Here is a 25768-nt window from a genome sequence, read left to right on the forward strand (position 1 = left end):
CAACCGTCGCCACGCACTTCCCAGATCCCCATGGAGAAGCACATGAACGTCCTCCAGGCCCACGCAGCCCGCACCGCCTCGCGCGGAGCCGGCATGTGTATGCGCTGCCTGGTTCGGGCGTTCTGAGGCGGTCTCAGACAGATCGTTCTCCTCGGCTCCCGGCGCCCCTGAGACGGCGCCCCCTCAGCCACGTCCAGCCAGGCCTCCACCTCACTCCCCCACCGGATGACGTGGCCTGTCTCTGTCTTTCCACCTGTGCTGCGTCACCGGTCCCCACGCAGGCTGCTTGCACCTGACAGCAGCAGCCGGACAAGGACCGCACCGTGCCGTCACCCACCATCCTCACTGGGCTCATCGTTGGAGCCGTCCTCGGTTTCATCCTCCAACGGGGCCGTTTCTGCATCACCGGCGCCTTCCGGGACCTGTGGGTCTCCCGCTCCTGGCGCTGGTTCACAGCCTTCCTGCTGGCCATCGCCGTTCAGGCGGTCGGTGTCGCTGTCCTGACCTCAGCAGGCTCCATCACCCCTGAGATCCCCAAGCTGTCGGTGGTTGCCACCGTTGTCGGTTCCTTCCTGTTCGGAGTCGGGATCGTCCTGGCCGGCGGCTGCGCCACCGGGACCTACTACCGCGCCGGCGAGGGCCTGGTCGGTTCCTGGTTCGCGCTCGTGGCCTATGCCACCACGGCGGCCGCGTCGAAGACGGGGCTCCTGTCGGGGGTGACGAGCTGGGTCAAAGGACTGTGGGTCACCGACCTGACCACCATCCCGGCCACCATCGGTCTGCCGAGCTGGGGCGGCGTCGTCATCCTGGCCGGCGTCACCGGGCTCGTTGTGCACCGCTTCATCGTTCTGGAGCGCAGCCGTCCCGCTCAAATCCAGCTGCCTGCCCAGCGCACGGGCCTGGCTCACCTGCTGCTGGAGAAGCAGTGGAACCCTCTGGCCACCGGATTCCTCGTGGGCGTCGTCGCCGTCATCGCCTGGCCCACATCCTGGGCCTCGGGGCGCCCGGACGGGCTGGGGATCACGACGCCGTCGTCGAACCTGGTGAACCTCATCGTCACCGGGGACGTCAAGCGACTTGACTGGGGTGTGCTCCTGGTCCTGGGCATCCTGCTCGGCTCCTACCTCGCTGCCAAGGCCTCCGGCGAGTTCCGTGTCCGCGTGCCCAGCGCCCAGGTCATCCAGCGTTCCATCGCCGGCGGTGTCCTCATGGGAATCGGCGCCGCCTGGGCCGGTGGCTGCTCCATCGGCAACGCCCTGGTGCAGACCTCGCTCCTGTCCTGGCAGGGCTGGATCGCACTGGTCTTCCAGGTGCTGGGGGTCGGGGTGGCCGCCTGGTTCCTCCTCATCCGGCCCCGGCAGCGTCGTCGCGCCGAGCGGACGGCCTCGCGCGTGCCCGCCACCGTCTGACGCCTCGCCAGCACCCCGCGACCATCTCGCTTCCACAACCGACCCCGCACCCTCATCACATCGCTTCAAGGAGTCACTCATGCGCACTGTTCTGGAGACCACCGGTCAGGTCTGCCCCTTCCCCGTCATCGAGGCCGAAGAGGCCATGGAGGAGCTCAGCGTCGGCGACGAGCTCGTCATCGGCTTCGACTGCACCCAGGGGACTCAGACACTGCCGGCTTGGGCCGCCGACAACGGCTACACCATCACCGAGTTCGAGCGCACCGGCGACGCGGCCTGGACCATCACCGTACGCAAGTAAGTCGAGCCGCTACGGTTAGGCCTATGGAGCACAGGAGACTCGGCCGGACCGGCCTGCGTGTGTCGTCCGTGGGCCTGGGCACGATGACCTGGGGCCGGGACACCGATGAGCTCGAGGCGAAGGAACAGCTCGACATCTTCCTCGATGCCGGGGGTACGCTCGTGGACACCGCCGCCTCCTACGGCGAGGGCGTCAGCGAGGAGGTGATCGGCACGCTCCTGCGCGAGCACGTGGATCGCCAGGACCTCGTCCTGGTCTCCAAGGCCGGGGTGCGCACCTGGCGAACCGGGGAGCGCTCCTCGGTGGCTGACGCCTCCCGCGGCTCGCTGCTGGACACGCTCGACACCAGCCTGGCCCGCCTGGGCACCGATCACCTGGACCTCCTGCTGGTCCAGGTGCCCGATCCCAGCACCTCCCTGGAGGAGACGGCCCACGCACTGAGCCTGGCCGTCTCCTCCGGGCGCACCCGGTACGTGGGCATCGCCAACCACCCCGCCTGGGCTTCGGTGCGCATACATGATCTGCTCAGCGAGTGCGGCCGGGGTCCGGGACTGGCGGCCGTCGAGGTGGAGCACTCGCTGCTCTCCCGGGGTATCGAGCGCGAGCTGCGGCCCGCCTCACAGGCCCTGGGCTTCGGCATCCTCGGCTACGCCCCCCTGGGTCGGGGCGTGCTCACCGGCAAGTACCGGGCGACGATTCCACCGGACTCACGGGCCGCCTCCCCGCACCTGCGCTCCTACGTGTCCCCCTACCTGGGAGACGCACACCGAGGTGTGGTTGAGGCCGTGGCCACTGCCGCCTCGGGCCTGGACCGTAAGCCGGCCGAGGTCGCACTCGCTTGGGCCCGCGATGCCCCCGGGATCGCCTCAACCATTGTGGGTGCCCGCACTCCGGCTCAGCTCCAGGGCGTGCTGTCGGCAGACGACCTGGAGCTTCCGGTTCAGATCCGCCACGCCTTGGACGAGGTCACCTCCGTCCAGCTCGGCTACCCCGAGCGCTTCTAAGGCTCCCGGCGCTGCTGTGAAGCGGCCCCTGGCGAGTATCAGCCCCAGACGAGGGCGATGCGCCTGCCGTCGATCTCCTGGACCGGCACATCCATGCCGAAGACCTCGCTCAGACACTCTCGGGTCATCGTCTCCTCGGGGGTTCCTTGAAGGACGACCCGGCCCTCACGCATGGCGACGATCCGGTCCGACCATGCGGCGGCCATATTGATGTCATGCATGACAACCACGACCGTGCGCTCGAGCTCGTGGGCGGCAGCGCGTAGACGACGCATCATGGCCACCGAGTGGACCATGTCCAGGTTGTTGAGGGGCTCGTCCAGGAGCACATAGGGAGTCTCCTGGGCCAGCACCATGGCGACGAAGGCCCGCTGGCGCTGCCCACCGGACATCTCGTCGAGGTAGCGGTCGGCCAACTCCGTCAGGTCCATCCATTCCAGGGCCTGATCGACGATCGTCTCATCGTGCTCGGTGGGACGTCCCCGGTTGTGCGGATAGCGGCCGAATCCCACGAGGTCACGCACAGTCAGTCGCACGGCGAGGTGGTTGTCCTGCTTGAGGACGGACAGAACGGTGGCGAGCTGGCGTCCCGGGGCGGTGGCGACGTTCAGACCACCGACTTCCACCGTGCCGGCGTCGGCTCCCAGGAGTCTGGCGATCACGGACAACAGCGTGGACTTACCGGCCCCGTTGGCACCAACCAGCCCGATGACTCCGCCGGCCGGCAGGTCGAGGTTGACGTCGGAGAGCACCTGACGCTCACCGTAGGACTTGGTAAGGCTACGAACTGCGATCATGAACGTCTCCTGGAGCTGATGATGAGGGCGATGAGGGTGAGCCCGCCGAGGAACTCGATGATGACGGACAGGACGTTGTCGGCGTCCAGGACATGAGCCAGCACTGTCTGTCCGGTCACCAGGACGAGCATGGCGACGAGTGCCGCCATGGGCACGGTGACCACATGGCGGTTGGTACCGGCGGCCCAGTAGGCCAGGTGGGCAACGAGGAGGCCCAGGAACATGATCGGCCCGACCAGGGCCGTGGACACGGATACCAGCACGGCCACCATGACCATCACGCGCCGGCTGATACGACGGTGATCGACTCCGAGTGCGGTGGCGATATCAGGCCCGAGAGCCACGACATCGAGCGCCCGCAGCTCCCGGATCGCCAGAATCGACACGGCGGCGGTCAGGACCAGCGAGAGCACCAGCAGATCGGGGTTGATCGAGCCGAAGGAGGCGAAGAGCCGGTCCTGAAGGATGAGGAAGTCATTGGGATCCAGAAGCCGCTGGATGAAGGTGGTCCCTGAGCGCAGGAAGGTTCCCAGCACGATGCCCAGCAGCACCAAAGTGGTCACCGAGCGCCTGGCACCGAGGACGGCACCCATGAGCGCCACGGACACACCGATCATCACCAGAAGTGTCAGGACGAACGCACCCAGGTCCGGCAGCGAGGAGAGTCCCGCCGCCCCCAGCACGAGAAGAAGAACCACCTGCAGCAGGGCGTAGAGCGCATCCAGACCGAGAACGGAGGGCGTGAGGATCCGGTTGCCGGTGACCGTCTGGAACATGACGGTGGACACGCCACTGGCCCATCCCACACACAGCATCGCCCCGAGGGAGGGCAGCCGGTAGGGCAGAACCAGAAGCGGGTCGAAGGCGTTGATGACCAGGAAGACGCCGCTGGCCACCAGCACCAGGAGCAGGACGACCACCAGGCGGAGGACGGAACGCAGGTTCTCCCGGCGACGACGTCCGGACAGCGCGTCAGCCACGTTCCACTCCTCGCAGGATGAGCACGGTGAAGACGCCGGCGCCGACGACCCCCATGATGACGGACAGCGGAACCTCGTAGGGGTAGCGGACCACGCGTCCGACGACGTCGCACCCCAGCGTCAGAACAGCACCACCGACGGCAATGACCGGAAGACTCCGGCGCAGATTGTCCCCCATGAGCCGGGAGACGATGTTGGGTACCACGAGCCCGAGGAAGGGCAGGCTCCCGACCACGACGACGCTGACCGCCGTCATGACGGCCGCAGCCATGATCGTCAGGTTGATGGTGCGGTGATAGCTCAGCCCGAGCCCGGTGGCCGTCTCCGCCCCAAGGCTCGCCACAGTGAGGCGGTCGGCGGCGAGATAGAGCAGCAGGACGATGAGCGCCACCAGCCAGAGCAACTCATAGCGGCCGGCCAGCACCCGGGACAGGTCGCCGGCCGTCCAGGAACCTAGTGACTGCAGCAGGTCGTAGCGCCAGGCCACGAAGGTGGTACCCGCTCCGACCACGCCACCGAGCATGAGGCCGATCAGGGGGACCGTGACGTCATCGGACGTGCGCCGGTGGGGCAGCAGTCGCAGGAGCCACAGGAAGACGGCCGAGCCCGCTACCGCGCATGCCGAGGCCACCAGCATCTTCACCAGAACACTGGTGCCCGGTGCGAAGAGAGCCACAAGCAGCAGCCCGACGACGGCGAACTGAGTCGTGCCTGCCGTGGTCGGGGACACGAAACGGTTGCGCACGCTCATCTGCATGACGGCTCCCGCCACAGCGATGCCCGAACCGGCGAGGACGGCTGCCAGGGTGCGCGGCACTCGCGAGACCAGGAAGAGGCGCATGGAGCGGCCCTGCGATCCGGCACGAACCAGATCCACCGGATCGAAGTCCGCCACTCCGATACACACCGACACCAGTCCCAGGACGAGCAGAAGCAGAAGGCCACCGGCCAGGAGCGACAGGCCTGACCGTTGCGACCTGCGCCCCCAGGCCGCAACGGGGTTCCTGGGGCTCATGCGGACAAATCGCCCTTGATCTCCTTGGCCATGCGCAGACTGACTCCGAATCCGGCGCCCAGGAGGTACCAGTCGGGTCCGTCAAGGTAGTAGACCTTGTTGTTCTTCCAGGCATTGGTGGCGGTGACCAGCTCGTTGTCGAGAATCTCCTTGGCCGAGGAGCCCTCCTGCCCGATGGTGGCGTCGCGGTCCAGGACGAAGAGGACGTCAGGGTTGGCCTGCCCGATGAACTCGAAGGAGACGGCCTCGCCGTGGGTCGCCTCCTCGATGTTCTCAACAGCGGTGGTGACACCGAACTCGTCAAAGATGACGTCAAAGCGGGAGCCCTTGCCGAAGGCACTCACCTTGCCACCGGTGGTGAGAAGGCACAGGCCCTTGCCGGCTTTCTTGGCCACTGTGGCCACCTGAGCGGCGGCATCGGTGAACTCCTTGACCTTGGCCTGCGCCGCGCTCTTCTTGCCGAAGATCGAGCCGAGGATCGTGGAGTGGCTGGTGAGGATCTCCGTCATCGACGCGGAGGGCTCGCGCTTCTTGCCCTTGTCCCCGTTACCGCCCTGACCACCCTGATCGGGGCTCGCTGCCGCCGTCGCACTCGCACCCTGCGGCTTGACAGTCATGTCGATGGTGGTGAACTTGCTTGAGAAGTCTTGATAGGACTTGGCGGTCCGGTTCGCCACGATCACCAGGTCCGGCCCGACCTCGGCGATGGCCTCCTGCTTGGGCTCCTTGAGGCCGCCCATATCCTTGTACTTCGCGTCCTGGAACTGGGACAGGGACTTGGGCAGGTTGCCGCCGGTCTTGGGGATGCCGACGACGACGTCGGCCAGCCCCAGTGCGGCCATGGAGTCCAGGACACCGTAGTCGAGAACGACGACGCGCTTGGGGGCCGCCTTGATCGTGGTCTCCCCTTGGGCATGCTTCACGGTGAGCGGGTACGTCACCGCCTCTGCGCTCGATCCGGCAGAGGCGCCGCCGGTGCCTGACGAGCTCGACGACTTCGAACCACAGGCGGACAGAGCCAGCAGACCGGCTGTGGCCACGGTCGTGGAGAGCAGCTGACGGCGGGACGGAGACATGGGCATCAGGATTCCTATCTTCGTGGGCGACAACCGAGTGCGGTTCGCAGGCACACAACTACTGAGGGAAGGCTTACCTACGGTATTTAACCGTATCATACCTAGGACAAAGCGGTGGGGCCCACGCAGTTCGCGTGGGCCCCACCGCTGAGAGATGGGCTGAGGAACGTCGTCCGTCCAGTCAGGGACCTCAGTCAGTCCTCGTCGTCGTAGTCCTCATCCTCATCGTCGTCATCGCTGTCGTCGTAGTCGTCGTCATCCTCGTCGTACTCGCCGTCGTCGTAGTCCTCATCATCGTCATCGTCGTCCTCATCGTCACCATCGGAGTCGAAGGCCTCGAAGGGGAGCTCGATGCCGTATGCGGTGAACAGCGAGTCGTCGTAGGTGAAGAAGGCGTCCTGGAGGGCATTCTCGGCCGCGACCACAGCCGGGGAGAGCTCGTCACCGGTCGCGGCAGCATCCAGGTGCGCCTCGAAGGCGGCAATGAGTCGGTTGAGCGCGGACCGCGGATCGTTCGTCATGTGGGACACACTACCGGCTACCCCCCGCACAGCGCACAGGCGAACGGCGTTGCCCGGCCGCGTCGACCCGATCAGGCCTCCGACTCGACTCCCAGCTCCTGACGGATGAAGCCCAGGAAGAGGTCCTCTCCCTTGATCCTACTGGTCTCCTCGGGGCCGACGACCACGCGCACACCGTCGCGCAGGATCTGGGAGGCGCCGCCATCGGGCCCCAGGGGCAGGATGATCCGCTCGGTTCCGGGCGTGTAGGTCGCGGAGGGCTCACGGCCCGCGATCATGTCGGCTATGTTGCTGGCGACCACTCGGGCATGGGCGCGGGCGGCGTCGGCGCGCTTGGACTCGCGCACGTCGGTAATGTCTCCGATGGCCCAGACACCGGGGTGGTCCACCACGCGCAGGTACTCGTCGACACGGATCGTACCGTCGTAGTGGCGCACCTCGTCGTAGTCCTCGCTGAGGAATCCGGTGGCGGCCGCCGAGCCGTAGGCGCGGAACCACATGTCGGCCTCGAGCTGGCGCCCGCCCTGGGTGGTGACCCGGAAGGGCGAGAGCACACCGACGTCAACCGGGGGCAGGAAACTGAGGGAGTCACCGGTGAGGATCTCCACCCCGCGCTGGGCGAGCTGGTCCGCGATGGCCTCACGAATCTCCGGCTTGTAGTCGCCGGCGGGCAGGATCCTGTCGGCGGCCTCCAGCATGGTCACCTTGACCTGCGGGAAGGCCGAGGTGATCTCACCGGCCAGCTCGATGCCGACGGCGCCGGCACCCACGATGAGCACTCGCGAGGAGTGCTCGAGGTTGGTGTGGACGCGCTCGATACGGGCCTTGGCGATGACGGAGGAGGACTCCATGTGCTTGGCGGGGAAGGGGTAGGCGGTCCCGGTGGCCAGCACCAGGTAGTCGGCCTCGATCTGCCCGTGTCCGGAGACCTCGACGGTGGTGCCTCGCACGGCCAGCGCCGTTCCGTGAACGACGCGCCCGTTGGTCAGGAGCTTGTCGTAGGGCAGGAAGATCTTCTCCGCCCAGTCACGGTCGACCGCAGCGCGCAGCGCCGCGGCGTGGCTGACGAAGGTATCCTTCTGCTCCACGAGGGTGACCTCGGCGACGTCGTCGAGGGCCTTGGCGGCAGTGATGCCACCGTATCCACCGCCGACGATGGTGACGCGAGCCATATTATGTTCCTTCCGGTGATGAGAGGGTGAAGAAGCGAACTACGCCCATCAGGCCAGTCCGCGACGTTGAAGAAGAGGCAGGATGCCGGGTTCGCGCCCGGTGAAGGCCCGATAGGAGACCAGGGGGTCTCGACAGTCGCCACGGGAGAGGAACTCGCGACGGAAGATCTCTCCGGCCCGACGATTCAGGCCGAGGTCGCCGTCGATCGCGCCGTCAGTGGTGAACCACTCGATGGCATCGGCGTCCATGACCTCGCTCCAGATGTAGGCGTAGTAGGCGGCGCTGTAGCCCCCGGCGAAGACGTGGGAGAAGTAGGTGGTGCGGTAGCGGGGAGGCACGAGCGCGTCATCGACTCCGGCCTGAGCCAGGGCCCGGTGCTCGAAGTCCTCCACCTCGGCAACGTCTCCGGGGACCTCGTCGGGGGCCAGGGTGTGCCAGGCCTGGTCGAGCAGGGCCGCCCCCAGGTACTCGGTGGTGGCATAGCCCTGACCGAAGGTGCCCTGGCCGCGCAGCTGCTCGGCCAGGTCGGAGGGCATGGGCTCCCCGGTATCCACGTGGCGTGCATAGGAGGACAGCACCTCGGGGTGAAGCGCCCACTTCTCGTTGAGCTGGCTGGGGAACTCGACGACGTCTCGGGGCACGGCCGTTCCGGAGGCCGAGGGGTAGCGGGCCTGGGAGAACAGGGCGTGCAGGGCGTGCCCGAACTCATGGAAGCACGTGACGACCTCGTCCCAGGTCAGCAGGACCCGGCCGGAGGTGGGCTGCTCGATGTTGCAGCAGTTGATGACGACCGGTTTGCGGCCGGTGAGCGTTGAGCCGGTGACGAGGCTGTCCATCCAGGCGCCGCCGGACTTGCCCGCCCGGGCGTAGTAGTCGCCGACGAACAGACCCAGGACCGGCGCCTGGGCGTCCTCACCGTCGCGCACCTCCCAGACCTTCACGCCCGGGGCGTACATGTGCTCGGCCAGGTCCTGGCGCTCGTGGAAGGTGATGCCGTAGAGGCGGTTGGCGGCGTAGAAGACCCCTTTGGTGACCACGCTCCACAGCTCCAGGTAGGGGGCCAGCACCTCGTCGTCGACGCCGAAGCGCTCCTTGCGCTCAGCGGCCTCGTAGAGGGGCCAGTCGGCGGGCCCGAAGGTCTCGCCGGCCTGGGTCTGCGGGTCCAGGCCCATGCGGGCGGCGTAGACCTGAGCGTCTGCGCGGGCGTTATCCATGGCCGGCGCAGTGAGCCGGCTGAGCAACTCTGAGACCGCCTCGGTGGTGCGGGCGGCAGACTCCGCGGCCACGAGGGCGGCGTGATGCGGGAAGCCCAGGAGGACGGCCCGTTCGGCGCGCAGCCGGGCGAGCTCCAGGACGATGCCGCGGGTGTCACCGAAGGCGCCCTGCTCCCCCAGCCCTCGACTCATGGAGGTCTCCAGCAGGGCGAGCCTGGCGCCATGGGGCCGCGTGGCGGCCAGGGCCGGCGGTACCGTGACGTTGGTGACACCGGCGGCATGCATGGCCTCGGTGACCAGGACGGAGAAGCGCATCTTGAGCGCGTTGACGCGGGCGTTGATGTCCTTGAGCACCTGCGTATCCGCTTCGTCCAGGCCGACGCCGTTGCGTTCGAACTCCTCGACGGTCAGGCGGATGAGGCGGGAGGTCTCGGCGTCGATGACGGTGCCGTCGGCGTCGCGCACGGCCTGCCCCTCAGGGGCTTGGGACACGAGCTCGTCGAGCGCCTTGAAGCGTCGGTAGAGACGGGAGTCGAGGTGATAGGCGTCGGAGTGGGCCGCCAGCTCGGGGGCCAGGGTCTCCTCGAGCTCGTCGAGGTCCGGGCAGTCGGTGGCGGAGGTCAGAGCGTCCAGCACCGTCAGCGCCCGCTCCAGCAGCTCTCCGGATCGCTCCAACGCGTCGACGGTGTTGGCGATCGTGGGTGCCTCCTCGTTGGTGGCGATCGCCTCCCACTCCTGGCGCTCGGCAGCCATCCCGGCGCGGATGGCCGGTTCGATGTCGGCGTGGTCCACGGCTGTGAAGCCGGGCAGGCCGAGATCGAGCGGCCATGGCTTGGCGAAGACGTTCGACTCCGGGAGGTCGGTGCCGTCGGTGGTCTCGCTCATGGGCCCATCGTGCCATGAGCCCAGGGCATCTCAAGCACAACCTGCAGACATTCGTAGGTCATTGGTCCTTATTGGAGGGCTTGCAGAGCCTCTCGTCGGGCGGGTTTCCCGCCACCAGGGACACGATGAGGTCAGCGATGGCAGGCTCATCGGGATTGCGGCTACGGCTGTCGACAGCGCGGTTCGCCCACCATCCGTCCACGGCCAGCAGCGCCACGCGCTGCATCGCGCTGAGCTCGTCCACCTCGCCGATCCACTCGTCACACAGCATGTCCCAGGCGTTCTTGATCGTTTCGGCCTGCGGCGTGGACGAGAGTATGAAGCTGACCTCTCCGGGGAGGATCTCGCCATCGAGGACGGAGCGCACCAGGGCCTCGATCCGCTCGGTGCGGTTCGCCTCCTCCAGGGGCTTGCCCAGTGCTTCCAGCGCCTCGGCCCGCCACCGTTCCTGGAAGGCCACAGCGATCCCATCCAAGAGCTCGGTCTTGGTGCGGAAGTGGTAGATGACACCGCCTCGAGTCAGTCCGACGTGCTCGGCCAGGGCGTCGAAGGTGAGCGCATCGAAGCCGTCTCGGTGGGCGAGCTCGAGCGCCCCGGTGATGATGCGGTCCCGTTTCGAGGTTCTCATGCGGACTCCTCACTCGTCTCGCTCGTGGCCGGAACATGGCGGGCGGCCATGACGCCCGCACCCAGGAGGATGACGGCGGCGATGACGGCCGTGGCCTGCATGGCGCAGGTGAACGCCTCCCGGGCCTGGACCATCAGCTCGGCCTGCCCGGGGTTGCTCAGGTCGATGGCACCCGCCAGGGTGGCCAGGGACTGCTCGGCGGCCTCGGCCACCCGCTGCGGAAGACTGGAGGGGGCGGGCCCGAGCAGCAGCCGGTAGCCGACGTCCTGAATCGTGCCGAGCACCGCGATCCCCAGGGCGACACCCAGCTCGAGACCGGTCTCGGAGATGGCCGAGGCCGCTCCTGCCCGGTCCGCGGGCACCGCCCCCAGGACCGCTCCGGTGGAGACCGTGAAGGCCAGGCCGATGCCTGCGCCGATGACGAGCAGACCGACGCCGATGACCACGATCCCGCCGTAGGACTCCCCCAGCGCGACCACGACCAGCCCCACCGCGGCCACCAGCAGGCCGCTTCCGAGCGCCCACCCATTGCCCAGCCGGCGCACCACCGCGCCGACGACCGCGACAACGACGATGGAGGCCAACGACGCGGGCAGCTCAGTCAAGCCGGCTCGGAGTGTGGAGTAGCCCCGGACGAGCTGGAGGTACTGGGAGAAGAAGTACAGCAGGCCGGCCAACGCGAAGATCGCCAGGACGGTGGCCGCGATGGCCCAGGTGAATGCGGGGCGCCGGAAGAGCTCGACGTCGATCAGCGGCGTGGCCAGCGTGCGCTGACGCCTGATGAACAGCCAGCCGGCGGCCAAACCGCCCACCAGTGCCGCGATCGCAACGACGCTGAGACCGTCATGCGCGAAGGACTTGACGGCGTAGGTGATCGGCACGATGGCCAGGACCGACAGGACCGCGGAGGCCAGGTCCACCGGGGCTCCCTGAGCGTTCTTGGACTCCGGCAGGAGCCACAGACCCGTGACGATGACGGCCGCCATGACCGGGACATTGATGAGGAAGACGCTGCCCCACCAGAAGCGCTCGAGCAGGACTCCGCCCACCAGGGGCCCCAGGGCGGTGCCACCGGAGCTGCCGGCGGACCAGATCGCAATGGCGGTGGTGCGGTGGCGGGCGTCGGGGAAGATGTTACGGATGAGGGAGAGGGTGGAGGGCATGATCGTGGCGCCGCCGACGCCCAGCAGGGCTCGGGCGGCGATGAGGGCTCCCGCGCTGGGCGCGAAGGCCGCCATGATGCTGGCCGTTCCGAAGCCGAACGTCCCGATGAGCAGGAGGCGTCGCCGACCGATGCGGTCGGCGACATTGCCCATGGTGACCAGCAGACCCGCCAGGGTGAAGGAGTAGATGTCACCAATCCACAGCAGCTGGCTGGCCGATGGGCTCAGGTCCGCACTCAGCGAGGGGATGGCCAGAGCCAGCACCGTGGAGTCGATGGCCAGCAGGGTCACGGCCAGGGTCAGGACGGCCAGGGCCGCCCAGGCACGAAGTCCAGGAGTACGAGTCACAGCCAGAACTGTACTACACGCACAGTATAGTTATGGCCGCGTCGCAGGGCTCCTCTCAGCGCAGGCGGCGACTGCGCAGCACAGCCTCCACATTCGGAGGGAAGTAGTCCGGCCCCTTGAGGACCTTGCCGTCCTCGCGGTAGACCGGCTTGCCGTCGGCACCCAGCTTGGACATGTTGGAACGCTGCACCTCGGCGAGCACGGATGCCAGGTCGATCCCGGTCTCCAGGGCCATGCCGTAGATGACGTAGATGAGGTCCGCCAGGGCATCGGCGGTCTCGACGGTGTCGCGAGTACCGTCGTCGGCGGCCACGGCGCGGAGGTAGCTCGACTCGAGCTCGGCGCGTGCGGCCTGCCCGTAGACGGCGCCGACGAGCTCGGAGAACTCCTCGGCGATGAGACTCATGCGCATGTCGAGGCTCTCTCGCTCGAGGCTGGCGCCGTCGGTCTGGACGGGAAGTCCGTAGACGTGATGGAAGCGGCGCACCAGGGCCTCGGGGTCGTCGCCCTCCCTCTCTCCGACGCCGTCGTGAGCCACCAGGGGAAGCACGCCGCCTGTCTCAACGGGGCCGTCCCAGGGAGCTCGCGGCTCGCGCGGGTCGTCGGGCAGCAGGGTGGCGATCCAGCCGTCATGGAGCCGACCGTCATTGGGCAGGAAGCGGCGCACTCGCCCTTCCCGCTGGAAGCCGAGGGACCAGGCGACCTTCCAGGAGGCCCAGTTGGGCACCGGGCCGCAGCTTGAGTCGTGGATATCGCAGCGCCACCTCAGCGCGGACAGGCTCAGGGGGCCGCTTGAGTCGAAGGCCATATCGATGAGGGCGGCGACGGCGCGGGTCATGGTGCCGCGCCCACGCGCCGCAGCAGCGAGCCAGTAACCGACCTCGCCGGTCCGAGCGCCCTCAGGGCCGCTCAGGGTGATGCCGAGCATGCCCACCAGGTGCGCAGAGGCACCGGCGTCGGCCTCGCGGATCGCCCAGGTGAGCTCGCGCCCCTCGTTCCAGCCCTTGGCCACGACCTGCTCGACGAAGAACTCTGCGTCGCTGCGCTGGTAGCCGCGGACGATGGAGGTCCACTCCTGGATGTCGGCCTCCTGGCAGATCTCGGCAATGCGGTCGATGTCGTCGCCGGTCGGGACCGACAGGACGAGTGCGGGCAGGTCGCCGTCAGCAGCAACGGTCATCTCAAAGGAGTCCATGGAGGCCGATGCTAACGCCTCTCCCCCACCTGACTCTTGATGAGATCCTCATAATCCTCACTCTGGTCATTTCATGGGCATATGCTCGAGGGCGACGTTCCCGACGAGAAGAGCCTGAGTGACTACCGCATCCACACCTGAGAGCCGACGCCACGGTCCCGCCATCCCTCGCTGGATGCTGCCCTCGGTGCGAGTACGCAGACGCGGCGATGTCATCACGGTCGAGCAGCGCGTCCCCGCCCGTGTGGAGAGTACTCAGACACGCAGCAGTTACGACTCGGCTCATCGCGGCTACGTGGAGCACCATGACATTCCGAGCTTCGAGTCCGGTCTGGGGTCTCCGACCGGCCTTGCCCTCGTCAAGGAGCGTCTGACCATTCCGGCCAGTGCGGCACGTGAGGAGCAGGTGCGTCAAGCCGTGGACCACACCGTCGCCGCCTACGACCCGGGCACGGCAGCGCTGTCTGTTCAGCTCAGTGGGGGCATGCTGCTGCGGCTGCTGAAGACCGTCGCTGCGCTGGGAATGGCGGGGATCGGCCTGTACCTCGCCATCTCCTCCTACCGAAGCCCCTCCATCGCGCCCGCGGGCGGCCCCTTCGCCGGTATCCAGAAGGTCCTGACAGTTCTTCCCAGCGTCTTCGCCCTCGTGGCACTGGCCATCGCGGTCACCTGCGCTCGCGCCACCTGGGTCCTGCGCACTCCGAGGTTCGTGGCTGAGGAGCAGTGGGGGCTGTTGCGTCAGACCCTGACCCAGCTGGCAGGGCAGGAGCCCGGCTCGTCGCGCCCCCTGGACATTGAGGCCGGCCTGCGCCGGGATCTCATCACTCACCCGAACGGAGTCTCCCTCGCGCGAGGAGTCACCCGTGACGGGCGCATGGGTCCCCCGTGGCCGGATGCCTACGACGTCGCCAAGCGCGTCAGGCAGGGGCGGCGTGCCCTGGTCGGCATGACCATCTTCGCCTCAGTCTTCCTGCTCGTGGGGATCGTGATCTTCCTGCTGTTCATCGCCGCCGGACAGCTCACGCTCATTCCCCTGCTCTTCGGCGTCAGCATTTTCGGTGCGATCGTGTCCCACATCTCCAAGCGGTGCGACCGTCTCCTCGTGTCTTATCCCAGCACGATGCCCGGAGGAGAGGAGCCGCGAGAGCTCAGCTGGAAGGATGTCGACACCGCCTCCTTGCCCGCGTGGTGCGATGCGCGCCGACGCGAGCGCTACTGGAACCTTGCTGCGATCGTGTTCCTGGTTGAGTTCGTCGTGGCTGTTCTCGCCATATTCGCCTCTGTGACGCTGAATCAGACTGCGTTCTCGGCCGGCTCCTCCTCGCAGGAGGCTCACACCCACGCACTGATATGGAACTCGGTCCTTGCGCTGGTCGTCATCGCTGTAGCACTCGTCACCGTTGCGATCGGCAGGCTCTGGACTCAGAAGAAGGACAGCGAGCTGCGCCGTCAGGCAGGACTGGTCTGACCCTCGCGTCAGCCCGGCCGCTGAGTCTCCGCAGGCCTGCGGCGCAGGACCGGCCAGCAGGAGACCATGATGAAGCCACCCAGTAGGCCATAGGCCAGAGCCACCCACAGTCCGTGATCGTCAGCGAGCCGGCCGACAACCGGTGGCGCCAGGAGGCCCGCCAGGCGGGCCAGCCAGGACACGATGGTCAGCCCCAGCCCGGGAGGAAGCCCTTCAACGTCGTCGGCGGCGGAGTAGGTCACGGGGACGGCGACGGCGCATCCTGCCCCGGAGATCGCCATCCCCAGCAGCGTCCCGGGTACGGAGGAGACCAGGAGGGCGATACTCATTCCGAGGGTGACCAGTGCTCCTCCCCAGGCGATCACGGCCCGCTGGCCGACAGCGTCGATGATGCGGTCGCCCACCAGCCGGCCGACGATCATGGTTCCTTGAAGAGCCACCAGCCCTAGTCCGACGTGGCCGGCACCGGCGCCCTGTTCGGACAGGAGCAGGGAGGACCAGTTCATGGCGACGTCCTCGGGGAACATCGAGGCCGCGCATAGCAGTCCGACGACGATGAGCACGAGGATCGTGACCGGTCGGCTTCGACGAGACGATGTCGTCGACCTCACCTCGGGGGCGTCATCGAGCTCCTTGATCCGATCGGGGTCGCGATCATCACGATCATGGCCGGGTAGGAGCCAGCCTGCGAGCAGGGGGCCTGTCGAGAGGACGAGCAACACTGCCGCCGTCAGCACCATGTGGGTCCCCAGCCCCACTCCGGCTCCGGCCATGGCCTGCCCCATGGCTGCGCCCAGGACCGCCCCCAGCGACCACGAGGCGTGGAAGCTCGTCACGATGGAGGCGCCCCAACGGCGCTGGACCCGCAGCCCGTGTGCGTTCTGCGCGACATCGACAATGGAGTCCGTCCCGCCCACGACCAGCAGACAGACCGCCAGGGCAACCCACGAACGGGCCAGCCCCGCTCCGAGGAGCGCCAGAGCCACCACGAGCATGCCCAGGCTCGCAACCTTGGCCGAGGTCAGGCGGGAGATGAGCCATGACGCGGCCAGCCCCGCCACGAGAGCGCCGACGCTGGCTGCTGCCACAGCCTGCCCGAAGTCGCTTTTGCTCAGTCCCAGTCCCACCACGATCTCTGGGAAACGCGGAACCAGGTTGGCGAATCCCAGGCCATTGGCCAGGAACACCAGACAGACCCCGGCGCGCGCACGTAGCAGATCGGGACTGCGCCGCGTACCTGGAGAGGCGCTCAGTGAAGTGGCGGAGTGCATGGGGATTCAGTCTACCGAGGCGGGTGTCCTGGAGCCCGATACCTGTGGCCCGGTATAGGGAGTACTCCCCACCGCAGCGGGAGGGAATCGAGGTGACGAGCCCTCCCCTCTGCCCTTAGGCTGTGACTCGTACGCCGATCTGACACCAGAAAGCGCATCAGTCCGGGTGCTCTCAACCATGACGGCACCCGTTACTCCCTGCCCCGTCTTACATGGAGGATTCATGTCCTACGGAACCGGCCCCGCACCCTATGGAGGCCAGGCGCCCTATGGCGACCAACCGGCCTACGGCGGCCCCGCACCCTATCCGGGTGGTGCCACTCCCTACGGCGCCCCCAACCAGTTCGGACAGTTCGGCCCGCCACCTCTGACACCCGACATCGCCCCGCTGCCTGGAGCAAGCTTCGGTGAGGCCGTCAAGCGCTTCTTCCAGCGCTACGCCCAGTTCCGAGGCTATGCGTCCCGCTCCGAGTTCTGGTGGGTTGCGCTCTTCAATGCTCTCATCGGACTTGGCTTCTACCTCCTATTGTTCATGGTCATTGGTCTTGGTGCGGCGGCGGATGGTTCCTCAGACGATGCCGGGACCGGTACCGGTATCGGGATGATCATCGTCATGCTTCTCTACTTCGCCTATGCGATAGCTATATTCATCCCAGGCCTGGCCATCGCGGTACGGCGCCTGCACGACACTGGAAAGTCAGGACTCTGGTTGCTCATCGCTTTCATTCCCGGCGCCTCAATAGTGCTCCTGGTCTTCTACTGCTTGGAGTCCCGTCCCGACCTCTACCGCCCCGAGTGGAGCTGAACGAATCTCCCTGAGGGACGACGCATGGTCCCCGGAACCTTCTGGTTCCGGGGACCATCGTATTGGTGACGCCCGAGGGGAACGTGAACCCCACCCGGCTTATGACAGTTTGGTCGGCTGGGGTTTCGGGACTGGCATTTCGCTGGTATTCCGTGGCCCTGTGACACAGCATAGGGAGTGCTCCCCACCGCAGTGGGAAGGAACCGAGGTGACGAGCCCTCCCCTCTGCCCTTAGGCTGTCGCTCGCGCGCCGACCTGGCACCAGAAAGCCCATCAGAACGGGTATTCTCAACTATGACGGCACCCACCGCTCCCCGCCCCGTCTTATATGGAGAGATTCATGTCCTACGGAACCGGTCCCGCACCCGACGGCGACCAGGCGCCATATGGTGATCCCAACCAGTTCGGGCCCATGTCATTGGCTCCCGACGTCACCCCCCTTCCTCGTGCGCGCTTGGGAGAGGCCGTCAAGCGCTTCTTCCAGCGCTACGCCCAGTTCAGCGGATACGCCTCCCAGTCGGAGTTCTGGTGGCCATTTCTACTGCTCCAGATAGTCATCCCCTCTAGTCTCTACATGCTGGTAGCCATCATCAGTATTCCGTCAGCGCTGACGCCCGTTCCTGATACACCTGCAGCAGTGTACGTGATCTTAGGCCTATTGTTGTTCTACGAGATCGTGCTCATTACTCCGGCGCTCGCAGTGACGGCCCGTCGTCTCCATGACACCGGAAAGTCGGAGCTGTTCCTGCTTTTCTACTTCATTGGACTGGGGATCGTTCCGCTCATCATGTGCAGCATGCGCTCCCGCCCCGACCTCTACCGTCCCGAGTGGGGATGAGCGAAACCTCCCGAGGGACAAGACAATGTTCCCCGGAACCTTCCGGTCCCGGGGATCATCTGTTGGTGGTGTCCGAGGGGGGACTTGAACCCCCACGCCCGTTTAATAAGGCACTAGCACCTCAAGCTAGCGCGTCTACCTATTCCGCCACTCGGACTTGTGTTGTCTCCTCCGCCTTTCAGCGGCCCGGCCAGGCCCTCGTCCTGGCGACGCAGAGAAACTTAGCATGGCGGCCACCGAGGCCACCAAGCCACGTTCAAGTGCTTCCCATCACACTGCGGTGCTCTCGACACTCACGGTCACCTGCATGGACCAACTTGCCCCAGGCTCGATGGTGGGCGCGTGCTCTCGTACCGCCCCGCTTTCAACGCACACCATCGCAGGGAACTCGTCGTCGGCCATGTCCGGTAGCGGCGCGCTGTGCGTGGACCAGGGGTTCCACACGATCGTCGAGGGCGCGTTGCGCTTGTCGATGCCGATGGTGCGCTGATGCCCGGGATCAGTGACGGTAATCGGCTCGGCGGAGTCATAGATGCGGTCCACGGGGCCATGGATCGTCACATCGCCCTCCTGGACGTGGTGGGCCTCCTGCGGGCTGCGAGCCAGGTTGTCGTTGCAAGGGGCGCCTGCGAGCCCGCTGATGCGACTGGCGGTGACGTCGTGGACTGAGAGATAGGTGTGCGCGGCCGCCTCCACCGTGCGGGGCTCACTACCCTCGTTGCGCAGGCTGAGTCCCAGGCGCAGCGTCTGACCGACCTCGACCTCGTAGAGCGCTGTCAGGCGGTCACGACTGACGCTGAGAAGAGCGCGGACACCGCCGCCGTCGGTGCTGGTGACTGTCAGCAGCCGCCAGGGGGCGATACGGGCCCACCCGTGCTTCGGTACGGCGTCACCGTTGATGCCGACCCCGAACTCCGGCAGACACAGGGGGATTCCTCCACGAATGGCGGTAGCGCCGTCGAAGACCGCCTGCCGGGAGGTGAAGATGACCTCTGAGCCGCCGCGCGGCACCCAGGAGGTCACGGTGGCGCCGTGGAGGTAGATCTCTGCGGCCCCGGCCGGGGCGTCGATGAGGAGCCTCTGCTGTCCTCCCCGTCCTGGCCCTAACGCGGCGGTGCGGGGCAGACGCAGCTGGTTCGTCACGGCGGGGAGCGTCGGATTGCCGACATTCGGGGCGGTCATGGGGCCACGCTAGTAGGCTGGGCGTGTTTCGTCAGCCCGTTATCCAGCGAAGGACTGATCGTTCACCCCATGGCAACCAACAGCTCTCCGTCACAGGAGCCGACACAGGACGCGCCGCCCGAGGTTCCCGAGTCCTCCCAGACCTCCGACTCCCATCAGGCGGTTCAGGGAGCCAGCTCGGGGAAGAAGTCCGCCCGAGAGACCCTCAGCAGCAGTGGCCTGCTGAGCCGGCTCAAGAGCGCCCGTACGGCGCTGGACCGCGGGATCGACTGGGCGGAGAGGCGCAGGCAGGCGGACCGCGACTACCAGCTGCACTGGGAGTCGACTCCGGAGGAGGCGGAGAGCAGACCGGCCGCTCCCCCGGTGTCCACCACTCATGTGCGCGTGGCCCCCTCGGTCTCCTTCCCCGAGACGGTCACGACCCGTTCCTCGGTCATGGACTCCCTGCCCGCCTGGCTGGTGCGGGGCGGCATGGGGGCCTGGCTGGGACTGGGCATCATCATTGTCATCGGCCTGATCTTCTACGCCACCTCGCAGGTGATCCCGGTCTTCATCGGCCTGTTCATGGCATTGGTGTTCACCTCGATCCTCCAGCCGATGGTCAACCTCTTCGCCAAGATCATGCCCCGCTACCCGGCGACCTTCCTGGCACTGCTCACCACCATCGGTGCGATCGCCGGACTGGTCACGTACGTGGTCACCTCGGTCACCAGCCAGTGGAGCTCCTTGGCGTCCCAGTTCGGCGATGGCCTCAACACCATCATGGACTTCCTGGAGAATGGGCCGCTGCACCTGACGCAGCAGCAGATCTATCACCAGCTCCAGCTCTGGCTGCGCCAGGGGCAGCACTATCTGCAGTCCAATGCCCCGTCCCTGGCCTCAGAGCTGCTGTCCAACGCCAGTGCGGTCGTTGATGTGCTCACGGTCCTGGCCCTGGCACTGTTCGTCACGATCTTCTTCCTGGCCTCCGGGGGCAGGATGTGGCGCTGGTTCCTCAACGAGCTGCCTGCCACGATGCGGGAGTCGACCCACCGGGCTGCGGGCGCCGGCTGGTACACCTTCGCCGGGTACGCCCGCGGCACTGTGCTGGTGGCGCTCACCGACGCCATCATGGCCGGGATCTTCCTCCAGCTGGTGGGGATCCCGTTGGCAGCACCCCTGGCGGTGCTCGTGTTCATTGGCGCCTTCATCCCGATCATCGGCGCACCTCTGGCGATGCTCGTGGCCATGGTGGTGGCCCTGGCCTCCGGCGGCTTTGTCACCATGATCGTTGTCGGCGTGGGAGTGGCCGGGATCGGCCAGATCGAGGGGCACATCCTCCAGCCCCTCATCATGGGTCGCCAGGTCTCTCTGCACCCTGTGGTGGTCATCATCGGTGTCGCCTTGGGGACCTACGCCGCCGGTCTGCTCGGCGCGATCGTCGCGGTCCCGCTCATCAGCGTGCTCTGGTCCGTCTATTCCGAGCTGCACACCAAGGACGCCCCGGTCACTGGCGAGCTGCCCGCCTACTCCTCCCGCAAGGAGTGAGGGGCGCCGCTGTCAGCACCAGTCCCGGCTGCCGGTGCCCGGGACACCGGGAAGGACCTGGAGACGATCGGCCATGAGCGCGACGACTCCGTCGCCCTTCTCCACGGTGCCGCGCACGATGAGAGCGACGGCGCGTCTGCCAATGCTCCGGTAGCAGCGCCACATACCGGCTCGGCAGGCGACGTTGAGCAGACCAGTCTCGTCCTCCAGGTTGAGGAAGATCATACCGGAAGCAGTGTGGGGGCGCTGCCGGTGGGTGACGACGCCGGCGACGCGCACCCGGCTCCCATGCTCCTGATCTGCCAGGTCGGCTGCGCTGAGCACACCGTCGGCGGTCAGTGAGGCTCGCAGCAGCCTCAGGGGCGAGCCCTGCGTGGACACTCCGGTCAGGCTCAGGTCGGCGGCCTGGCGCTCGCGGTCGGTCATGGTCGGCAAGGTTGGGGCCTGGGAGCCGACGGCGGTTCCCGGAAGCGTGGGCTGGCACCACACTTCCGGCCCCTGGCGGGAGGCGCCACGACGTCGGCCGTGCTCATCGGAGAGGACTCCGGCAGCCCACAGGGCCTGACGGCGCTCCACGCCTAGACTGTCCAGGGCTCCTGAGACGGCCAGTGACTCAAGGCGGGAGCGGCTCAGACTCACGCGTCGTGCAAGATCGGCCAGGTCCTGGTAGGGGCCGTGAGCACAGCGCTCGGTGACGATGGCCTGCGCGGCCCGCTCCCCCAGCCCCTTGATCGGGGCCAGGCCCAGGCGCACTGCGAGATCATCGTGGATGTCCAGGGAGGATGGGGCAGCGGGATGGGGCCTCAGCGGCTCCCACTGGTCTGATGGGCCGGCGTCCTGGTGGTCTTCCCGCTGCTCGACGGTGGCCTGCGCCAGTGAGCGGTTGACGTCTGCGGGTAGGACGCGCACACCGTGGCGACGAGCGTCAGCGACCAGGGACTGCGGGGACCAGAAGCCCATGGGCTGGGCAGCCAGGACCCCGGCGTAGAAGTCCTCGGGCTTGCGCGCCTTGAGCCAGGCTGAGGCGTAGACCAGGTAGGCGAAGGAGAAGGCGTGGGACTCGGGGAAGCCGAACTCGGCGAACGACCTCAACTTGCTGTAGATCGTCTCCGCCGTGGGCGCGTCGATGCCTCTGGCTCTCATTCCGGCTATGAGCTTGTTGCGGAGGGCGTCCATGCGCTCGATGGATCGTTTGGCCCCCATGGCCTGACGCAGGCTGTCGGCCTCGGCGGGGCTGAAGCCTGCGGCGTCGACGGCGATCTGCATGAGCTGCTCCTGGAAGAGCGGCACTCCCAGGGTCTTGGTCAGGGCGGGTTTGAGGGATTCATGCAGGTAGGTGACCTCCTCGCGCCCCAGCCTGCGGCGGATGTAGGGGTTGACGGCGTCGCCCTGGATGGGGCCGGGGCGGATGAGGGCGACCTCGACGACGATGTCGTAAAACTCCTGAGGCCGGAGTCGGGGCAGGGTGGCCATCTGGGCACGCGACTCGACCTGGAAGACTCCGACCGTGTCCGCGGCCGTGAGCAGTCGGTAGACGGCCGGGTCCTCTTCGGGCAGGGTGTGCAGCCCCCAGGGACGGCCGGACTGGGAGGTGCGCAGTTCTCCTTCCGTCACGGCGTCGGGGACGGTCTGCCCCCGTTGTGCCAGCGTGGTGAAGGCCAGGCGCAGGGCGGTGAGCGCTCCCAGGCCCAGGAGGTCGAACTTGACCAGCCCGGCCTCGGCGCAGTCGTCCTTGTCCCATTGGAGGACCGAGCGGTTGTCCATGGCGGCCCAGCGCACCGGGCAGACCTCGGTGACGGGTCGGCCGCACAGGACCATGCCTCCGGGGTGGACCCCCAGGTGGCGGGGCAGTCTCAGCAGCTTCTCCGCGATGTCGAGGACCGGCTCGGGGACCTCGTCGTTCTGCCCGGTCAGTCCTCCGGGGCGCACTGAGGTCCACCGCTCCATTTGCTTGGCCCAGGCGTCCTGCACTCCGGCGGGGTGGCCGAGGGCCCGGGCGGCGTCACGGACTGCGGATCGGGGGCGGTAGGAGATGACGTTGGCGACCTGGGCGGCACGTTCTCTGCCGTAACGGGAGTAAACGTATTGGATGACCTCCTCGCGGCGGCAGGCCTCGATGTCGAGGTCGATGTCCGGGTAGCCGGCTCGCCCCGGGGACAGGAAGCGCTCGAAGAGCATCTGGTGCCTGACGGCGTCGACGGCTGTGATGCCCAGGGCGTAGCAGACTGCGGAGTTGGCCGCCGAGCCTCTCCCCTGGCACAGGATTCCCGACTGTGCGCAGAACTCGACGATGGCGTGCACGATGAGGAAGTAGCCGGGGAATCCCAGGGACTCGATGACCTCGAGCTCATGGTTGAGCACCTCCCAGGCCCGGGGGTGCTCCTGCGGGGTGCCGTAGCGGCGGGTGGCGCCTTGGCGGGTGAGCTCGCGCAACCAGCTGGCAGGTGTGTGGCCCTCCGGGACATCGGCGTCGGGGAGGTCGGGGGCGATGAGAGACAGGTCGAAGGCGAGGTCTGCGGCGAGCTCGGCGGCCAGGTCGACGGCTCCGGGACTGCGCCGGTGGAGCAGCGCCATGTCATGGGCCCCTCGCAGCCAGCGGCCAATGGGGGGCAGGTGACCGCGGGCGCCTTCCAGGTCGGTGACCAGGCGGGTGGAGGTGAGCACGTCGGCGAGGCGGGCGTCGGCTGGGCGGGCGCAACGCACTGCACCGGTGGCCACGAGGGGCAGTCGGTGGGCGTGGGCCAGCCGGGTCAGGGCGTCGGTGAGGGCGGCGTCAGTGGGACCTCCGTCCAGAGTGAGCTCAACGGCCAGGCCGATTGTGGCATCTCCTTCAACCTGCCGGTGAGCGGCGGTCGTGGGGCCGGCACCGGAGGGACGGCCTCGGTCAGGCGCGGCGAAGAGCTCGGTCAGGTGTCCCAAGCAGGTGTCTGCCGCCTTCAGATCCCAGGTGTCGGGTCGACGTGGATCCCCCAGGGCCCGACGCAAAGGGCCGTTGGCGGTACCGGTGAGGACGAGGCAGGTCCCCGCCGCCGCCTCGGTCTGGCCGGTGGGGTCGGAGCGGAGAGCCGAGGCGAGTGTGGGCAGGTCGTGGGCCGGTTCTTGACGGTGCCCTGCGTCCAGGTTGTGCCGGGAGATGGCGGACACCAGGCGGCGGTAGCCGGTGGGGTTGCGAGCCAGAACGGGCAGGTGGGAGCCGTCGGCCAGGGTGAGCTCGGTGCCGTGAATGGTGGGTAGGCCATGGGCGCGGCCTGCTTGGGCGTGCTTGACGATGCCGGGGACGCCGTCGTGATCGGTCAGGGCGAGGGCCTCCAGACCGAGCTCAACGGCGGCCGAGGCCAGCTCATCGGGCTCGTTGGCCCCGTCGAGGAAGGAGTAGGCGGAGTGGGCGTGGAGCTCGGCATAACGGTGACGTCCGGTCATGACTATGGGGGGCACCTGGAGCGTTAGAAGGGTGGGGCTTGGTCGATGAGGGGTGCGAGTTGGAGGGTGTGGGCGGCTTTGGGGTAGGGGGTGGTCTCGTAGGCTCCGGCTCTCTGGCCGGGTTGGGGGCCGCGGGTCTCGAGGCGGGGGCTGGTGCTGCCGTTGGTGTTGGTGCCGGGACCGGTGTGGTTGTGGGCCTGGTTGTCGAGTGCTCTGTCAAGGGCCCGGTTGAGGCGGTCGATGAGGTCGGGGCCGATCTGCTTGCTCAGGTCGGCTGGTACGACGGCGCCGGGGACGTGGTGCTGGTGGGGGCCGGTCTTGCGGGGCAGGCGGGTGATGGTGCCGTTGGGGTGGCGCTGGTAGACGGTCTTGTCGGGGGTGTGCCAGGACAGGATCCCGCCGGCCTGGTCTCGGGTGAGTGCCCATCCGGGGGTGTGCTTGAGGCGGTGGTGGGCCTCGCACAGGGTGGCGAGGTTGTCCAGGCTGGTGGTCCCGCCCTGACTCCAGGCGGTGAGGTGGTCGATGTCGCACCGCTCGGCGGGGGTCTGGCAGGTGGGGAAGACACAGGCCCGGTCGCGGGCGCGCACCAGGTCGGCCAGACCGGCCGGGGGACGGTAGCGGGTGCGTCCCACGTCGATCACGACTCCGCTTGCTGGGTCGGTGACCAGGCGCCTCCAGGTCCCGCCGGCGGCCAGGGCCCACGCGGTCAGGGCCGGCACCGCCGCGCTGCGCGCACCGATGCGCACCTCAGCGACCCCGGTAGCTGCAGCGGGCAACGAGGCGGCCGGCTGGGCGATGAGAGCAGTGGACAACGACGCGGCAGGCGAGGAGTCGTGAGCAGCCGAGCACGAGAAGGCGGGAGTAGCCGGGTCGGGTACAGGCAGACTCCTCCCACTGGAGCCGGGCAGACTCCTCCCATCAGTGGTGGGCAGGCCTCTCCGGTCATGCGGGGATGCTGCGTCGTTGAGAGGGTCGGGCGTGACAATGGTGGGGCTCTTGTCTGGGCTGGCTCTGCCGGACTTCGGATGGCAGGGACCTTCGGGGCGCTCAGCGCTCTCGGGAACACCACACTTAGGAGTACGGCCCTCGGGCACATAGCCCCCGTGATCGCTGTCCTGGAGCCGGTTGCCTCCGATGCTGGTGGAGGGTTCGCGGCCGCCGGGACCGTGAGCGGCTGGGGTGTGGTCGGTGGCGTCTTCTGGCTGAGCCAGGCCACCTGGGTCGGTCAGGCTGGTCAGGGGGACGGTGACTTGGACGTCGATGTGGATGCTTGCTGGGAGGGGGAGGTGTCCGGTGCCTGAGGGGGTCCACCACGGGCTGGCTGAGCCCACCAGGGAGCTCAAGCTGCTCAGGAGCCCTTCCAGAGGCACCCCGTCAGGCAGCAGCCGTGCCTGGGTAGCCGACCCGGAGAGGTTGGCCTCGGCCTGGGCTTCGCCGTCATGCTCGGCTTCCTTCGGGGAAGGCTGGGTGAAGGCGGTCTGTTGGCTGGTGCGTAGTGTGGACAGGGTCATGGCGGTGATGGCGTCGGCCCGCAGCTGGGCTGGGGTG

Annotated in this window: 21 protein-coding genes and 1 tRNA gene; 7 read left to right on the forward strand and 15 right to left on the reverse strand. The window is 67.6% G+C overall.

Annotated elements, in window-relative coordinates; all coding sequences use genetic code 11:
- The first annotated feature begins 323 nt into the window (after positions 1–323).
- From AB7V09_RS03260 to AB7V09_RS03270, 3 genes are all read left to right on the forward strand, one after another.
- Positions 324–1409 carry a YeeE/YedE family protein gene (locus AB7V09_RS03260; RefSeq protein WP_419142912.1) on the forward strand — a complete coding sequence of 362 codons (1086 nt, stop codon included), beginning with the start codon at positions 324–326 and terminating at the stop codon, positions 1407–1409.
- 79 nt (positions 1410–1488) lie between these two features.
- Positions 1489–1710, forward strand: a complete 222-nt coding sequence (locus AB7V09_RS03265; RefSeq protein ID WP_419142913.1) for a sulfurtransferase TusA family protein — start codon at positions 1489–1491, stop codon at positions 1708–1710.
- A 23-nt stretch (positions 1711–1733) separates the two neighbouring features.
- Positions 1734–2714: an aldo/keto reductase gene (locus tag AB7V09_RS03270; RefSeq protein WP_075415361.1), complete on the forward strand. Its 981-nt coding sequence runs from the start codon at positions 1734–1736 to the stop codon at positions 2712–2714.
- A 38-nt stretch (positions 2715–2752) separates the two neighbouring features.
- Here AB7V09_RS03270 and AB7V09_RS03275 read toward each other — a convergent pair whose 3' ends face one another.
- The 10 genes from AB7V09_RS03275 to AB7V09_RS03320 form a co-directional block, all read right to left on the reverse strand.
- The gene (locus AB7V09_RS03275; RefSeq protein ID WP_075415360.1) at positions 2753–3511 is read right to left on the reverse strand and encodes an ABC transporter ATP-binding protein; all 759 of its coding nucleotides are present in this window, start codon (positions 3509–3511) and stop codon (positions 2753–2755) included.
- Complete coding sequence (locus AB7V09_RS03280) at positions 3508–4491, reverse strand: iron chelate uptake ABC transporter family permease subunit (RefSeq protein ID WP_075415359.1); 984 nt, start codon at positions 4489–4491, stop codon at positions 3508–3510. The genes AB7V09_RS03275 and AB7V09_RS03280 overlap by 4 nt, the downstream gene beginning before the upstream one ends.
- Complete coding sequence (locus AB7V09_RS03285) at positions 4484–5506, reverse strand: ABC transporter permease (RefSeq protein WP_419142914.1); 1023 nt, start codon at positions 5504–5506, stop codon at positions 4484–4486. The genes AB7V09_RS03280 and AB7V09_RS03285 overlap by 8 nt, the downstream gene beginning before the upstream one ends.
- Complete coding sequence (locus AB7V09_RS03290; protein WP_419142915.1) at positions 5503–6588, reverse strand: siderophore ABC transporter substrate-binding protein; 1086 nt, start codon at positions 6586–6588, stop codon at positions 5503–5505. The genes AB7V09_RS03285 and AB7V09_RS03290 overlap by 4 nt, the downstream gene beginning before the upstream one ends.
- Before the next feature lie 188 nt (positions 6589–6776).
- Positions 6777–7103 carry a DNA primase gene (locus tag AB7V09_RS03295; protein ID WP_075404506.1) on the reverse strand — a complete coding sequence of 109 codons (327 nt, stop codon included), beginning with the start codon at positions 7101–7103 and terminating at the stop codon, positions 6777–6779.
- Positions 7104–7174: 71 nt separating this feature from the next.
- The gene (locus tag AB7V09_RS03300) at positions 7175–8275 is read right to left on the reverse strand and encodes an NAD(P)/FAD-dependent oxidoreductase (protein ID WP_419142916.1); all 1101 of its coding nucleotides are present in this window, start codon (positions 8273–8275) and stop codon (positions 7175–7177) included.
- Positions 8276–8323: 48 nt separating this feature from the next.
- On the reverse strand, positions 8324–10375 hold the full coding sequence (locus AB7V09_RS03305) for a M3 family metallopeptidase (RefSeq protein WP_419142917.1): 2052 nt from the start codon (positions 10373–10375) through the stop codon (positions 8324–8326).
- Between the two features lie 58 nt (positions 10376–10433).
- Positions 10434–11003: a TetR/AcrR family transcriptional regulator gene (locus tag AB7V09_RS03310; RefSeq protein WP_419142918.1), complete on the reverse strand. Its 570-nt coding sequence runs from the start codon at positions 11001–11003 to the stop codon at positions 10434–10436.
- Entirely contained in the window at positions 11000–12514 is a 1515-nt protein-coding gene (locus tag AB7V09_RS03315; RefSeq protein ID WP_419142919.1) for an MFS transporter, read from the reverse strand. The genes AB7V09_RS03310 and AB7V09_RS03315 overlap by 4 nt, the downstream gene beginning before the upstream one ends.
- Before the next feature lie 55 nt (positions 12515–12569).
- A complete protein-coding gene (locus tag AB7V09_RS03320) occupies positions 12570–13709 on the reverse strand; it encodes a GNAT family N-acetyltransferase (protein WP_419142920.1) in 1140 nt (379 codons plus the stop codon).
- A 118-nt stretch (positions 13710–13827) separates the two neighbouring features.
- On the opposite strand from AB7V09_RS03320, the gene AB7V09_RS03325 reads away from it, so the two are divergent.
- Entirely contained in the window at positions 13828–15177 is a 1350-nt protein-coding gene (locus AB7V09_RS03325) for a hypothetical protein (RefSeq protein ID WP_419142921.1), read from the forward strand.
- An 8-nt stretch (positions 15178–15185) separates the two neighbouring features.
- Here the strand turns inward: AB7V09_RS03325 and AB7V09_RS03330 are convergent, their stop codons facing one another.
- On the reverse strand, positions 15186–16448 hold the full coding sequence (locus AB7V09_RS03330) for an MFS transporter (RefSeq protein ID WP_419142922.1): 1263 nt from the start codon (positions 16446–16448) through the stop codon (positions 15186–15188).
- Between the two features lie 223 nt (positions 16449–16671).
- On the opposite strand from AB7V09_RS03330, the gene AB7V09_RS03335 reads away from it, so the two are divergent.
- Positions 16672–17253 (forward strand): DUF805 domain-containing protein, encoded by a 582-nt coding sequence (locus tag AB7V09_RS03335; RefSeq protein ID WP_075415351.1) that lies wholly within the window; start codon positions 16672–16674, stop codon positions 17251–17253.
- Between the two features lie 340 nt (positions 17254–17593).
- Positions 17594–18091, forward strand: a complete 498-nt coding sequence (locus AB7V09_RS03340) for a DUF805 domain-containing protein (RefSeq protein ID WP_278698928.1) — start codon at positions 17594–17596, stop codon at positions 18089–18091.
- Between the two features lie 66 nt (positions 18092–18157).
- On the opposite strand, the gene AB7V09_RS03345 is transcribed toward AB7V09_RS03340, so the two are convergent.
- Both AB7V09_RS03345 and AB7V09_RS03350 read right to left on the reverse strand, forming a co-directional pair.
- A tRNA-Leu gene (locus tag AB7V09_RS03345) sits at positions 18158–18248 on the reverse strand.
- Between the two features lie 113 nt (positions 18249–18361).
- Positions 18362–19273, reverse strand: a complete 912-nt coding sequence (locus tag AB7V09_RS03350; protein ID WP_419142923.1) for a D-hexose-6-phosphate mutarotase — start codon at positions 19271–19273, stop codon at positions 18362–18364.
- Between the two features lie 69 nt (positions 19274–19342).
- On the opposite strand from AB7V09_RS03350, the gene AB7V09_RS03355 reads away from it, so the two are divergent.
- Entirely contained in the window at positions 19343–20800 is a 1458-nt protein-coding gene (locus AB7V09_RS03355) for an AI-2E family transporter (protein ID WP_419142924.1), read from the forward strand.
- A 12-nt stretch (positions 20801–20812) separates the two neighbouring features.
- Here AB7V09_RS03355 and AB7V09_RS03360 read toward each other — a convergent pair whose 3' ends face one another.
- Complete coding sequence (locus tag AB7V09_RS03360; protein WP_419142925.1) at positions 20813–24220, reverse strand: error-prone DNA polymerase; 3408 nt, start codon at positions 24218–24220, stop codon at positions 20813–20815.
- Positions 24221–24243: 23 nt separating this feature from the next.
- Positions 24244–25768 (reverse strand): HNH endonuclease (locus tag AB7V09_RS03365; protein WP_419142926.1); only part of this gene is annotated, 1525 nt, incomplete at its 5' end.

The sequence above is a fragment of the Actinomyces sp. SKVG-SVH-4(1) genome (assembly GCF_048514265.1).
Taxonomy (GTDB): domain Bacteria; phylum Actinomycetota; class Actinomycetes; order Actinomycetales; family Actinomycetaceae; genus Actinomyces; species Actinomyces oris.

Excerpts from the sequence above, each read along its gene's own strand:
- AB7V09_RS03320 (WP_419142920.1), bottom strand. The coding sequence starts at position 13,709 with ATGGACTCCTTTGAGATGACCGTTGCTGCTGACGGCGACCTGCCCGCA.
- AB7V09_RS03265 (WP_419142913.1), top strand. The coding sequence starts at position 1,489 with ATGCGCACTGTTCTGGAGACCACCGGTCAGGTCTGCCCCTTCCCCGTC.
- AB7V09_RS03360 (WP_419142925.1), bottom strand. The coding sequence starts at position 24,220 with ATGACCGGACGTCACCGTTATGCCGAGCTCCACGCCCACTCCGCCTAC.
- AB7V09_RS03290 (WP_419142915.1), bottom strand. The coding sequence starts at position 6,588 with ATGCCCATGTCTCCGTCCCGCCGTCAGCTGCTCTCCACGACCGTGGCC.
- AB7V09_RS03355 (WP_419142924.1), top strand. The coding sequence starts at position 19,343 with ATGGCAACCAACAGCTCTCCGTCACAGGAGCCGACACAGGACGCGCCG.
- AB7V09_RS03310 (WP_419142918.1), bottom strand. The coding sequence starts at position 11,003 with ATGAGAACCTCGAAACGGGACCGCATCATCACCGGGGCGCTCGAGCTC.
- AB7V09_RS03285 (WP_419142914.1), bottom strand. The coding sequence starts at position 5,506 with ATGAGCCCCAGGAACCCCGTTGCGGCCTGGGGGCGCAGGTCGCAACGG.
- AB7V09_RS03300 (WP_419142916.1), bottom strand. The coding sequence starts at position 8,275 with ATGGCTCGCGTCACCATCGTCGGCGGTGGATACGGTGGCATCACTGCC.
- AB7V09_RS03335 (WP_075415351.1), top strand. The coding sequence starts at position 16,672 with ATGTCCTACGGAACCGGCCCCGCACCCTATGGAGGCCAGGCGCCCTAT.
- AB7V09_RS03295 (WP_075404506.1), bottom strand. The coding sequence starts at position 7,103 with ATGACGAACGATCCGCGGTCCGCGCTCAACCGACTCATTGCCGCCTTC.
- AB7V09_RS03270 (WP_075415361.1), top strand. The coding sequence starts at position 1,734 with ATGGAGCACAGGAGACTCGGCCGGACCGGCCTGCGTGTGTCGTCCGTG.
- AB7V09_RS03350 (WP_419142923.1), bottom strand. The coding sequence starts at position 19,273 with ATGACCGCCCCGAATGTCGGCAATCCGACGCTCCCCGCCGTGACGAAC.
- AB7V09_RS03330 (WP_419142922.1), bottom strand. The coding sequence starts at position 16,448 with ATGCACTCCGCCACTTCACTGAGCGCCTCTCCAGGTACGCGGCGCAGT.
- AB7V09_RS03305 (WP_419142917.1), bottom strand. The coding sequence starts at position 10,375 with ATGAGCGAGACCACCGACGGCACCGACCTCCCGGAGTCGAACGTCTTC.
- AB7V09_RS03275 (WP_075415360.1), bottom strand. The coding sequence starts at position 3,511 with ATGATCGCAGTTCGTAGCCTTACCAAGTCCTACGGTGAGCGTCAGGTG.
- AB7V09_RS03340 (WP_278698928.1), top strand. The coding sequence starts at position 17,594 with ATGTCCTACGGAACCGGTCCCGCACCCGACGGCGACCAGGCGCCATAT.